Origin of the sequence: Pseudomonas proteolytica, from assembly GCF_007858275.1 — a bacterium.
GTDB lineage: Bacteria > Pseudomonadota > Gammaproteobacteria > Pseudomonadales > Pseudomonadaceae > Aquipseudomonas > Aquipseudomonas proteolytica.
Genome location: NZ_VFEV01000073.1, coordinates 1 through 12168, shown reverse-complemented (window position 1 = coordinate 12168; position 12168 = coordinate 1). Strand labels below are relative to the sequence as shown.

At 63.7% G+C, this 12168-nt stretch carries 11 protein-coding genes; 1 reads left to right on the top strand and 10 read right to left on the bottom strand.

The features are described 5' to 3' along the window. Positions 1-268 precede the first annotated feature (268 nt). From FIV38_RS29490 to FIV38_RS29455, 8 genes are all read right to left on the bottom strand, one after another. Positions 269-1672 carry an amidase gene (locus FIV38_RS29490; protein ID WP_092238629.1) on the bottom strand — a complete coding sequence of 468 codons (1404 nt, stop codon included), beginning with the start codon at positions 1670-1672 and terminating at the stop codon, positions 269-271. After that, on the bottom strand, positions 1669-2940 hold the full coding sequence (locus FIV38_RS29485) for a Zn-dependent hydrolase (RefSeq protein ID WP_092238633.1): 1272 nt from the start codon (positions 2938-2940) through the stop codon (positions 1669-1671). Before FIV38_RS29485 ends, FIV38_RS29490 begins: the two co-directional genes overlap by 4 nt. A gap of 13 nt (positions 2941-2953) precedes the next feature. Further along, a complete protein-coding gene (locus FIV38_RS29480) occupies positions 2954-3649 on the bottom strand; it encodes an ABC transporter ATP-binding protein (RefSeq protein WP_029293283.1) in 696 nt (231 codons plus the stop codon). Next, positions 3649-4398 carry an ABC transporter ATP-binding protein gene (locus FIV38_RS29475; RefSeq protein WP_029293285.1) on the bottom strand — a complete coding sequence of 250 codons (750 nt, stop codon included), beginning with the start codon at positions 4396-4398 and terminating at the stop codon, positions 3649-3651. Before FIV38_RS29475 ends, FIV38_RS29480 begins: the two co-directional genes overlap by 1 nt. Beyond that, positions 4395-5405 (bottom strand): branched-chain amino acid ABC transporter permease, encoded by a 1011-nt coding sequence (locus FIV38_RS29470; RefSeq protein WP_070996181.1) that lies wholly within the window; start codon positions 5403-5405, stop codon positions 4395-4397. The genes FIV38_RS29475 and FIV38_RS29470 overlap by 4 nt, the downstream gene beginning before the upstream one ends. 1 nt (position 5406) lies before the next feature. Continuing rightward, positions 5407-6267, bottom strand: coding sequence for a branched-chain amino acid ABC transporter permease (locus FIV38_RS29465; protein WP_029293289.1), 861 nt, complete (start codon positions 6265-6267; stop codon positions 5407-5409). Between the two features lie 68 nt (positions 6268-6335). After that, entirely contained in the window at positions 6336-7538 is a 1203-nt protein-coding gene (locus FIV38_RS29460) for an ABC transporter substrate-binding protein (protein WP_092238636.1), read from the bottom strand. A 209-nt stretch (positions 7539-7747) separates the two neighbouring features. Then, positions 7748-8515 (bottom strand): FadR/GntR family transcriptional regulator, encoded by a 768-nt coding sequence (locus FIV38_RS29455; protein WP_029293293.1) that lies wholly within the window; start codon positions 8513-8515, stop codon positions 7748-7750. Positions 8516-8824: 309 nt separating this feature from the next. Here FIV38_RS29455 and FIV38_RS29450 point away from each other — a divergent pair, with 309 nt between their 5' ends. Further along, positions 8825-9730: a LysR family transcriptional regulator gene (locus tag FIV38_RS29450; protein WP_032863678.1), complete on the top strand. Its 906-nt coding sequence runs from the start codon at positions 8825-8827 to the stop codon at positions 9728-9730. A gap of 4 nt (positions 9731-9734) precedes the next feature. On the opposite strand, the gene FIV38_RS29445 is transcribed toward FIV38_RS29450, so the two are convergent. Together FIV38_RS29445 and FIV38_RS29440 are read right to left on the bottom strand one after the other, a co-directional pair. Then, positions 9735-10487 carry an alpha/beta fold hydrolase gene (locus FIV38_RS29445; RefSeq protein ID WP_092238639.1) on the bottom strand — a complete coding sequence of 251 codons (753 nt, stop codon included), beginning with the start codon at positions 10485-10487 and terminating at the stop codon, positions 9735-9737. 137 nt (positions 10488-10624) lie between these two features. Further along, positions 10625-11971 (bottom strand): OprD family outer membrane porin, encoded by a 1347-nt coding sequence (locus tag FIV38_RS29440; RefSeq protein ID WP_092238642.1) that lies wholly within the window; start codon positions 11969-11971, stop codon positions 10625-10627. Positions 11972-12168: the final 197 nt, after the last annotated feature.

The window sequence follows — 12168 nt, the reverse complement described above, 5'->3', positions numbered from 1 at the left end:
AGTGGGCACCCCGGCAGGATGCCGGGGTAGCCGCGACACGGCCATGGATGGCCGATCGCGGCGGGCCCACGGAGCAATGCCTGACTGCGGGCATGCCGAGCCTAGGCGAGGCACCGAGTGGTGGGGCAAGAGCGCTTTGGTTACTTTCGCGCTCTTCGAAAGTGACCCGCCGTCAGGGCGGAACCCTAAGCCGCCGTGACCGCAGCAACGGATATGTACACCACCATGCCCATCGCAGGCAATCCAACCCCCCACATCAGACCGGGTCTCACCCCAAGTCTTTCGGCACCTGCAAGTGCTGGGTCGGAAATGCCCGAGCGTATACCTGGCACACCCGCAGCACCTGCTCATCGGCAAACCGCGCCCCCACCACATGCAAGCCCACCGGCAAGCCATTGGCCGCCAACCCGCACGGTACCGAGGCCGCCGGTTGTTGGGTGAGGTTGAAGGGGTAGCTGAACGGCGTCCACTCCATCCATTCGCCCAGCCCCGAGCCCGGTGGTACGTTGTGCCCCGCGTCAAAGGCAGTGATCGGTAGCATCGGCGAGACCAGTATGTCGTAGTGCTCATGGAACGCCGCCATGCGCGCCACCAATGCCGCCCGTGCTTCCAGGGCGGCGGTGTAGTCGTCCAGGCTGAGGCGTTCGCCCTGTTGCGCAATGCGCAGCAGGCCGGGGTCGAGCAGGTCGCACTGGGCGCCGGTCAGTTGCCCGGTCAGGCGCGCCGCGCCGGCGAACCACAGGGTGTTGAACACCTCCAGCGGGTCGCTGAACCCCGGGTCGATCTGTTCCACATGCGCCCCGAGTTGCACCAGGCCCGCGACTGCCTGCGCGACCACCTTGGCCACCTGCGGATCGACGTTCACGTAGCCAAAATCAGGGCTGTAGGCGATGCGCAGTCCCTTCAGGTCCGTCCCGGGTGTGAGCCACGGCGTGCTGCGCGGGGCGCCAATCAGGCCGTCCCGGGCGTCCGGTTGCGCCACGGTTTGCAGCATCAGCACGGCATCTTCCACGGTGCGGGTCATCGGTCCCAGGTGCGAGAGGATCGTCATCGAACTGGCCGGCCATTGCGGCACGTAGCCAAAGGTCGGCTTGATGCCGAAGGTGCCGGTAAAGGCACAGGGAATGCGGATCGAGCCCCCGGCATCGCTGCCCTGGTGCAGCACGCCGAGGTTCAGTGCTGCCGCCGCGCCCGCGCCGCCGGATGAACCGCCCGCCGTGGTGCGGGTGTCCCAGGGGTTGCGGGTGATGCCGTACAGCGGGTTGTCGGTGACGCCTTTCCAGCCGAATTCCGGGGTGGTGGTCTTGCCCAGCAGCACCGCGCCGGCCTTGCGCATAAACCCCGAGAATGGTGCGTCGACGTCCCACGGCCCGCTGGCGGATGAGGTGCGTGAGCCCTTGCGCGTGGGCATGCCCGCCGTCAGGGTCAAGTCCTTGATCGACGCCGGCACGCCGTCCAATGCGCCGCAAGGTTGGCCCTTGAACCAGCGTTGTTCCGAGGCCCGCGCGGCGTTCAAGGCGCCTTCGGGGTCGACATGGCAGTAGGCGTTGACCACCGGGTTGTAGCGTTCGATGCGCAGCAACGTATCCTCGGTCACTTCCACCGGCGACAGGCTTTTATCCCGGTAGCGCGCCAGCAGATCCACGGCCGTCAGGTTGGCGATATCAGTCATGCCGCATCACCTCCCTGGGCTGCATTGACCATGGCCCGCAGCAACACCGCGCAGCCGGCGGCCAGGTCATCCGGCGCGGCGTTTTCGATTTCGTTGTGGCTGATGCCGCCTTCGCACGGTACAAAAATCATCCCGGCCGGGCCCAGTTCGGCGACAAAAATCGCGTCGTGCCCGGCGCCGCTGACGATATCCATATGGCTCAAGCCCAGCACACTGGCCGCATCGCGCACGGCGTTGACGCAAGAAGGATGAAAGTCCAGCGGCGGGAAGTCCGCGGTGGGCGTCAGTTCATAGCTCAGGCCATGCTGCTTGGCCGTGGCCTCGATCACCTCACGCACTTCATCCACCATCGCTTGCAGCTTGTCGGCATGCAGATGGCGCAGGTCGATGGTCATCTGCACCTGGCCGGGAATCACGTTGCGCGAGCCCGGATGCAGGCTCAGGCAGCCGACGGTACCGCAGGCGTGGGGTTGTTGTTCATGGGCAATCCGGTTGACCGCGCTGACCACCTGCGCGGCGCCCACCAGGGCGTCCTTGCGCAGGCGCATCGGCGTCGGGCCGGCGTGGGCCTCGACGCCGGTGAACGTCAGGTCGAACCACTTCTGGCCCAGGCAGCCCATGACCACGCCAAGGGTGATGGCCTGATCTTCAAGCACCGGACCCTGTTCGATATGCGCCTCGAAATAGGCGCCCACCGGGTGCCCAAGTACCGCACGCGGGCCGGCGTAGCCAATGCGCTGCAACTCGGCGCCCACCGACAGGCCTTGCTCGTCCTGTTTGTCGAGGGTCTCCTGCAAGTCGAATTTGCCGGCAAACACCCCGGAACCCATCATGCACGGCGGGAAGCGCGAGCCTTCCTCGTTGGTCCACACCACCACTTCAATCGGCGCCTGGGTTTGCAGGCCCAAGTCATTCAAGGTGCGGATCACTTCCAGGCCGGCCATCACCCCATAGCAGCCATCGAACTTGCCGCCGGTGGGCTGGGTGTCGATATGGCTGCCCGTCATCACGGGTGGCAGGTCAGGGTTACGTCCGGCGCGACGGGCAAAGATATTGCCGATGGCATCCACGCTGACACTGCAGCCGGCGGCCTCGCACCACTGCACAAACAGGTCGCGGGCCTGGCGATCCAGGTCGGTCAGGGCCAGGCGGCACACGCCGCCCTTGGCCGTGGCGCCGAGCTGGGCCAGGTCCATCAAGGATTGCCACAGGCGGTCGCGGTTGATCAGCGGGGCGTTGCTCTTGAGCGGTTGCGCAAAACTATTCATCAGCAGTCTCCGGTCAGGCACTCAGGGCCAGGTAGCGGTTCTTGATCGTCGGGTCGGCGCGAAAGGCCTCGGCGCTGCCTTCGTAGACCACGCGGCCCTGTTCGAGCACGTAGTGGCGGTCGGCAAGCTTGTCGCAGACCAACAGGTTCTGCTCCACCAGCAGCACCGGCAGGCCGTCGTCCTTGATCTTGCGCAGAATCTTCACCAGTTCATCGACGATCACCGGGGCCAGGCCTTCGGTGGGTTCGTCGAGGATCAGCAGCTTGGGGTCGTTGAGCAGGGCGCGGGCGATGGCGAGCATCTGCTGCTCACCACCGGACAATGCATGGCCGGCGTTTTTGCGCCGCTCCTTGAGGCGCGGGAACATCGCGTACACGTCTTCCATCTGCCAGCGGCTGGTCTTGCGCACGGCGATGCGCAGGTTTTCTTCCACGGTGAGCAAACGGAAAATCCCGCGGTTTTCGGGGACCAGCGCCAACCCCTGGCGGGCGATTTCAAAGATCTTCTGCCCCACCAGCGGTTTGCCGTTGAAATGAATCTGCCCCTGGCGCGGGCAGATAATCCCCAGGATGCTGCGCAGGGTGGTGGTCTTGCCCGCGCCGTTACGGCCGAGCAGGGTCACCAGTTCGCCGGGGTTGACGGTCAGGGACACGCCCTCGAGGACGTGGCTCTTGTCGTAGTAGGAATGAATATTGTCGACGGTCAGCATCAGGCGGCCTCTCCCAGGTAAGCAGTGCGCACGCGCTCGTCGGCGCGTACGAATTGCGGCGTGCCTTCCACCAGGATCTGCCCGTGGCTCATCACGGTGATGCGCTGGCTGATGGACATGACGATGCTCATGTTGTGCTCGATCAACAGCACGGTGTGGTCGCGGCCCAGGTCGCTGATCAGTTGGGTCATGATCGGAATATCGTCGATGCCCATACCCGAGGTGGGTTCGTCGAGCATCAACAGCTTGGGTCGCGAGCAGATCGACATCCCGACTTCCAGCACCCGTTGCTGGCCGTGGGACAACTCACCGGCCAGGGTTTCGGCGCGGGCGGTCAGTTGCAGGCGTTCCAGGACCTGGTCGGCCATTTCCAGGTGCTCGCGCTGGCTGTCGACGCGGCGCCAGAAGTTCAGGGCGCGCACGCCGTCGCGGCCCTGGGCGGCCAGGCGCAGGTTCTCGCGCACGCTGAGGTTCTGGAACAGGCTGGTGAGCTGGAACGAACGGGCCATGCCCAGGCCCACGCGGCCGTGGGCCGGTTTGCGCATCAGGTTCTGGCCGTCGAAATGAATCGCGCCGGCCGTAGCCTGGCGCTCGCCGGTCAGGCAGTGAAACAGGCTGGTCTTGCCGGCGCCGTTGGGGCCGATAATGGTGTGGATGGTGCCGGCTTCGACCTTGAGGTTGACGCCGTTGACGGCATGGAAGGCGCCGTAGGCCAGTTCCAGGTCTTTGGTTTCCAACAGGATGCTCATAGCAGCTCCTCCTTGGTCACGACGGCGGCCTTGCGGCTACCCCGCACACGGTCAAACAGCGACGACAGGCCGCCCCACAAACCACCGCGCATAAAGATCACCACCAGGATCAGGATCACGCCCAGCAGCATCAGCCAGCGCGGCCACAGGTCGGACAGGAAATCCCCCAGCAGCACGATGGAACCGGCACCCAGCAACGAGCCGAACAGCGAGCCGGTACCGCCGACGATGGTCATGATCAGGATGTTCTCCGACATCACCAGGTCGATATTGGACAGCGGCACAAAGTGCAGGAGCATGGCGTACAGCGCCCCGGCAATCCCGGTGACAGCGCCCGACAGCACAAACACCAGGATCTTGAAGTGGCGCGTGTCGTAGCCGATGGCCGAGGCGCGGGTTTCGTTTTCGCGGATCGCCATCAGCGTGCTGCCGAACGGCGAGGCGATCACCCGGCGTGCGCCGATAAAGATCAGCAGGAACAGCACCGCGACAAAACCGTAGAACACCCGGGCGTCGGCCAGGGACAGCAGTACCGTGTCGCCGATGCGGATTTCCGGGCGTGGCACGCTGAGCAGGCCGTTGTCGCCACCGGTCCAGTCGCTCAGGGTGTAGGCGAGGAAGTAGGCCATCTGGCTGAAGGCCAGGGTCAGCATCACGAAGTAGATACCGGTGCGGCGGATCGCCAGGGCGCCCACCAGGAACGCCAGGAACCCACCGGCCAGCGCTGCGCCGAGCAGCGCGCTGAACAGGCCCAGTTGCAGGTGGATCATCAACAGTGCCGCGCAATAGGCACCGGCGCCGAAGAAGATGCCCTGACCGAACGACAGCAGCCCGGTGTAGCCCAGCAACAGGTTGCAGGCCAGGGCGGCGAGGGCAAAGATCAGGATCTCGGTGGCCAGGGTCGCCGAGGGCAATATCAATGGCAGGCCGATCAGCACCGCCAACACCCACAGCAACATGGCCTTGGATTGGGTCTTGGCAAACGGCAGGGGATTTTTCTCGCTCATGTCAGACTCTCCCGAACAGGCCGTAAGGGCGCACCAGAATCACCACGGCCATGGCGCCGTAGATCATCAGGCTCGCGCCTTGGGGCCAGAGTGTGGTCATCAGGCTCTGCACCACGCCCACCAGCAGGCCGCCCACCAGGGCGCCGCCGAACGAGCCCATGCCGCCGATCACCACGACGACGAAGGCGATGCCGAGGATTTCCGGACCGACAAAAGGCTGGGCGCCGCGCAAGGGCGCAAACAACACGCCGGCGATGCCGGCCAGGGCCACGCCGAGGGCGAAGGTCATGGAGAACAGGCGGAAAATATTGGTGCCCAGCAGCGATACGGTCTCGGTGCTCTCACTGCCGGCCCGTACCAGGGCGCCAAAGCGTGTGCGCTCCAGCAGCAGCCACAGGCCCAGGCCCACCAGCCCCGAGAACACAATCAAAAACAGGCGGTAGTAGGGGTACACAAAGTCGCCGACCACCAACACCCCGCGCAGCAATTCCGGGACGGCGACGCTTTTGCCCACCGGGCCCCAGATCATCACGCTGGCTTCCTGGATGATCAGCGCGATACCCAGGGTCACGAGGATCTGGAACATATGCGGCAGGTGGTAGATCCGCTGGATCAATAATCGCTCGATCAGCCACGCCAGTGCGGCCACCACCAGGGGCGCGATCAGCAGGGCCAGCCAGAAGCTGCCGGTGAGGCTGACGGCGGTGTAGCAGATGTACGCCCCCAGCAAAAAAAACGCGCCGTGGGCGAAGTTGACGAAGTTCAGCAGGCCGAAAATGATGGTCAACCCGACCGCGATCAGGAAGTAGATCATCCCCAGGCCCAGGCCGTTGAGAATCTGGAACAGATAAAGATTGAGCATGCAGGAACCCTCCAACAGGCGGCCGTGGTCAACGGCCCTGTCGTGTATTACCGGTGAAAGTGGGCGGATCAGCCGAGCGTGCAGCCCGTGGCTTCTACCGGTGGGAACGACTGGCCGGCGCTGAGCACCTTGGCCAGGTCGTCCTTGTCGGCCATGTCGCCTGCGGTCTTGCCCACCAGCAGGTAGTAATCCTTGATCACCTGGTGGTCGCCGGCGCGGATCGTTTCCTTGCCGGTCGGGCCGTCGTAGCTCAGGCCCTGCATGGCCTTGGCCACCGTGGGGCCGTCGAAGCTGCCGGTGGCCTTGATGGTGTCGAGCATGACCTTGGTGCTGATGTAATCGGCGGCCAGCGGGTAGGTGGGGTTGATCCCGTACTTGGCCTGGGTCAGCTTGACCAGCTCGCGGTTGAGCGGGGTGTCGACCTGGTGCCAATACTGCGCGCCGAGGTACACACCTTCGAGCACATCGCTGCCCAGTTCCTGGAACTGGTCGAGGCCGGCGGACCACACCAGCAGCACTTTCATGCGCTCCTTGATACCGAAGTTCACCGCCTGGCGCAGGGTGTTGGACGACTGGCTGCCGAAGTTGAGCAATACCAGCACGTCAGGCTTGGCGGCGATGGCGTTGGTCAGGTAGCCGGAGAACTCTTGCTCCTGCAACGAGTGATAGCTGTTGCCCACATGTTCCAGGCCGTTCTCGGCCAGCACCGCCTTGGCGCCTTCAAGCAGGGCTTCACCGAACACGTATTGCGGGGTGATGGTGTACCAGCGCTTGGCGTCCGGCAGCAGCTTGATCAGCGGCACCACGGTTTCGCGGATCGCGCCATAGGTGGGCACCGACCAGCGGAAAGTCGCACTGTTGCAGTCCTTGCCGGTGACTTCATCGGCGCCCACCGGGGTCATGAATACACCGCCGACCTTGGACACTTCCTTGGCCACCGCCAGCGCCGAGGACGACAGGGTGCAGCCCTGGAAGAACCGCGCGCCATCCTGGCCAATCGCCTCCTGGACCTTGCGCACCGCCTTGCCGGCGTTGCCTTCGGTGTCGATCACCTTGTAGTTCAACGGGCGCCCCAACAAGTCCGGGTACTGCGCCACGGCCAGGCGTGAACCCATGTCGGCAAATTTGCCATAACTGGCAAACGCACCAGACATGGACTTGAGGCCGTAAAAGGTAAACGGTTCGGCGGCGAATGCACTGCGTACGCCCAGCGGAAGGCTGAGCGCGGCGGCGGCGGTGAGGCTGGCTTTCAACAACGTACGACGCTGCATGGGGTGACTCCCTGGTTTAGTTATTGGCAGGAGTGGCAATGGCGATACGGTGGAGCACGGCCTGTGGGCAGGCCTTTTTTATTGAAGTGAAACACGGTCCGAATGTGGGAGCGGGCTTGCTCGCGAATGCGGCGTATCAGTTGACACATCCATCGCTGACCCACTGCATTCGCGAGCAAGCCCGCTCCCACATTGGATTTTTGGTGTGTTCAGGAGTGATCGAACTCCAGTAGAAAGTGTGGGCTGACCTGGCCTTCCAGCGCGGTCATGTGGTGTTCGGCGTCGCACATGTGCTCATGCATCAGGCTGCGCACGGCCGCTTCATCGCCGGCGCGAAAGGCGCTCAGCAGTTGCTTGTGATAGTCCAGGTTGGCCGCGTCGAACTGCTTGCGCTTGGGCTTGTAGGCTTTTTTCAGCACCACCAGGTCGCGCAGCAGGTCGTTGAGGAACTGCGCCATGAAACTCAGCAGCGGGTTGGGGCAGGCTCTGGCCAGCAGGTTATGGAATTCCAGCTCCGCCAGGCGTTGCTCACGCTGGCCGGCCTCGCTGTCTTCCGGGGCGCTGCAAAAATCCACGTTGTCTTGCAGGGCGCGATAGTCGTCCTCGCTCAAGCGCCCCAGCACCGACACCGCCAGTTCCACCTCGATCACCTTGCGCAGTTGGTACACCTGCTCGCCATCCAGGTGCTGGAAGTGCAGGTAGTTGCGCAAGGCGCGGCTGGCCGGTTCGGTGCCGGCCTGGTTCAGGTAGGCCCCGCCAGTGGGGCCGGTGCGGGTGCTGACCAGGCCTTCGACTTCCAGGGCCTTGAGCGCTTCGCGGGCCGAGCCCTTGGAGCACTGGAAGCTCTCCATCAGCTCGCGCTCGGTGGGCAAGCGGTCGCCGGGCTTCAGCGCATCGGTGACGATCGAGCGCTTGACCGACTCGACAATCACATCGGAAAGCTTCTGGCGTTTGCGTCGCAGGGGTCGGCTGAGCATGATTTTCTATTTATCGTATTAATGCGGATAAATAGCACTTAATAGGGGTTGAGCAGGGGCGTCAACGGCAGGGGTCGTTTTCAGGTAAAACAGGTCGTAAACCACCTTTGGACTAGCAGGCCAACTCAAATCAACTGTGGGAGCTGGCTTGCCTGCGATAGCGGTTTATCAACTGAGAAAATATTGCCTGACCCAGCGTTATCGCAGGCAAGCCAGCTCCCACAGTTGAGTTGTGGAGTTAGGCAGATCGAGCCTGGCGCAGTAATTGCGTGCCTTAGCGCTCCAGTCTTTGTGCAGGAGCCACCGACCATGCAATTACGAGCCTTGCGGTATTTTCACGAGGTGGCGCGTTGCGCCTCGTTGCGTAAGGCGGCCGAGCGTTTGTACGTCACGCCCACTGCCGTCAGCCGGCAGATCGAGCACCTGGAACACTTCTTTGGCGCCGCCCTGATTGAGCGCGGCCCGCGTGGCATCCGCCTGACGGTAGAGGGCGAATGCCTGGCCGAGCAGGTCACCAGCACCCTGCGCGGCCTCGATCAGGTGCGCGATGTGATCGCCAGCCGGCAAAGCCAGGTGGCGGGTAACATCAGTATCCATGTGTCAGAAAGTATCGTTTCCACGGTGTTGGCGCCGGTGCTCGCGGCGTTCTACCGCGCCCATCCCAAGGTCACGTTCAATATTGTGATCGCCAGCGCTTCGGCCACCCTCGATGCACTGTGCAGCGGCGAGGCCGACCTGGGCCTGGCGTTCTATCTGCAGGAGCGGGCCGATGTTGAAGTCACCGCGCAATGCGAGCTGTGGCACCGGGTGCTGGTCAGTGCCGAACACCCTTTTGCCCAGCGCGACAGCATTGAACTGCGCGAGCTTGAAGGCCAGCCCCTGGCCATCCCCGACTCGGCCTACGGCGTGCGCCAGGCCCTGGAAGCTGCGGCGAAAAAGCGAGGGGTGACGATCCAGCCGGTGTTCACCACCAGCTCTCTGGAGGTACAAAAAAGCCTGGCCCGACAACGGGCGGCGGTGTTGATCCTGCCCCAGGTGGATGCCGACGCCCGCGACCTGGGCGATGGCCTGGTAGCCGTGCCGATTGCCGATGAACATCTGGGGCGGATTCGCATCGACCTGTGCGGCTACCGCAATCGACCGCGCTCAGTGGCGGTGCTCAAGTGCCAGGAGATGCTGGCCAGCGCGATGCAGCGTTGCGCGCTGGTGGACTGAGGTTTCAGTCGACCAGGCAACTGCTCGACGCGGGTGGCTGCCTGCCGTGGGCCAGGTAGGTGCCGACCCAGCGGCTTACGCACTGGCTGGCATCGGTGGTTGGGCTCTGTAGATACGGCCCCTTGAGCCGCAGGGTGGCGGGCTGTGCCGCGAAGGCCTGGGCGGCGCTCCCGGCGGGCTCGATCAGCACCATGCGCTCGACTCGATCGGCAAACAATTGGGCGTATCCCGCACCGAGCAGGTTGCCCTGGGCGATGCCCACGAAGTTGATGCGTTGCTCACCCAATTGCTGGCGCACGAACTCCATGTCCCAGGCCGCTTGCTCGCTGGCCAGCGCATTACGGCTGTTGCGCGGGCTCAACTCGATGACATCGTAGAACCGGGTCAGCGTGCGGTATGTCTCGGTGTTTTCGTACTTCCAGACTGTCGCCAGATGCACGGCGAACACCCCGCGCAAATTCGCCTGGGCAGCGGCCGGGCGGGCGAAGATCACCCCCCGGCGCTCCAGTGGCTGCAGTGCCCCGACCCGGGTGATGGTCAGGCGCAATGTACGTGCGTCCGCTGCCTGATGGTCCTGTGGCACGGTGACGATGCCGCATTGGGTGCGGGCCACCACCTCATGATCAAGGGCCTGCCCGGGCAGGCGTGGGCAATCGACCAGCCATTCGATACCCGGCGGTGCTGCATGGCCGGGTGAACTCAAGAGCATCATCCATCCACTGATGACGCAAAGCGCTGCTGCTTTCAAAGGTTTCATCCGCGTTCCTGGGTAACCGTCCGTAGGGACAGGCTTTTTACCAAGGGCGGCGGCGAGCCAATGCCGGAGCAGTCGCATACAAGGTGTAAGAATTCTGAATATTGCCCGTCGGCATTGCCTTGTGCCGACGGGCGGGATCAGAACAGGTTGATGGGGAAGTTACCGACGATCCTGAATTCGTCGTAGCTGCCATCGATCTGCCCGCCGCTGGCGCGGTGGTTGTAGACGATGGTGCGCAGGACCGAGTTTTTCAGCTTCCCGGATTGCACCACATAGGCCAGCATCAAGCCGTTTTCATTGTGCTTGGCGTTGTCCAGGCCGCGCACGTTGTAGCCGGTGTTGTGGCCGTTGCGATCCCCCTCGTAGTGCGTGCCGTCGATGCCCCAGCCCTTGGCGTGCCACAGGCTCGCAGTCAGGCCGGGCACGCCGTAGGCCGCGAGGTCGAGGTCGTAGCGCAGTTGCCAGGATTTTTCGTTGGGGCCGTTGTAGTCCGAGTACAGCGAGTTGGCCATGTAGTTGCCGGTGGACTCCCACACATAGTCGAAGTACTCGTTGCCGAACACCTGTTGCCAGGCCAGGGTCAGGCTGTGGGCCTGGTGGTTGGCGGTCACGGCCAGGCTGGCGGCGTCGTTGTCGATATAGCCCAGGCGTTGCTGGCCGGAATCCTGGGTGCGGTAGTAGTGCAGGGCGGTCTTGAGGGCGACTGCGTTTTTGTCGCCGACGCGATGGGTCAACCCCAGGTAGTACTGGTCCCACATGTCCTCGAAGCGTGAGCCGTAGAGGCTGGCTTCCAGGCCGTAGCCCGGCTTGAGCGTGGCCCCCAGGTAACTGATGCGTGCGCCGCTGTAGGCGCGGTTGCCGAAGGTGGTGGTCAGGCGCTCGGCGCCGGTACCGGTGCGCGGGATGGCCCGATCGAAGCTGCCGCCCTGGACCGACAGCCAGTCCAGTTCGTTGCTGTACAGGCCCACGCCCTGGAAGCTTGAGGGCAGGGCGCGGTTGTCCTTGTAGCGCAGGATCGGGTTTTCGGTCATCAGGCGTCCGGCCTTGAGCTCGGTGTTGGACAGGCGAAACCGCACATCACCCACCCCCAGCCGGCTCCAGGTCGGGATCGCATCGCCGTCGCTGTCCACCAGCACGCGGTCGCCGCCATTGGCCACCTTGCCATGCCCGCGCTGCAGGTTGACCGCACTGAACACCCCTACATCCACCCCCACGCCAATCACACCCTGGGTGTAGCCAGAGCTGTACTTGAGCATGGCGGTCTGCACCCAGGTTTCGCGCACGCGGGTGGGTTGGATGCCGCCGGGTTTCTTGATGCTCAGGTAAGTACTGCGTTGGGTGTGCTGGTTGGAATAGTAGTGACGCAGGTTCAGGTCCAGGCTGCTGCCTTCGATAAAGCCTGGAGCGCTGGCCTGGGCGTTTTCTTGCGCATAAGCCTGGGTGCCGGCCGCCAGGGTGGCGGCCAGGAAAAGACGTGGATACATGGTTAATCCCCACACAAAGAAGAGTAAGGCGCCCGTTTCGACCGGACACTGCCCAGTGGCGAGGGGGCTTGTCCCGGTACAAACCGGGGACATCGTTTACATTTCTAACCGGGGACATGGTTTACAGGTTAATACGCATGGTCAGGAGGTATCTGATCATGCCCTGGAACCAAGAGTCCCCCATGAATCAACGAATC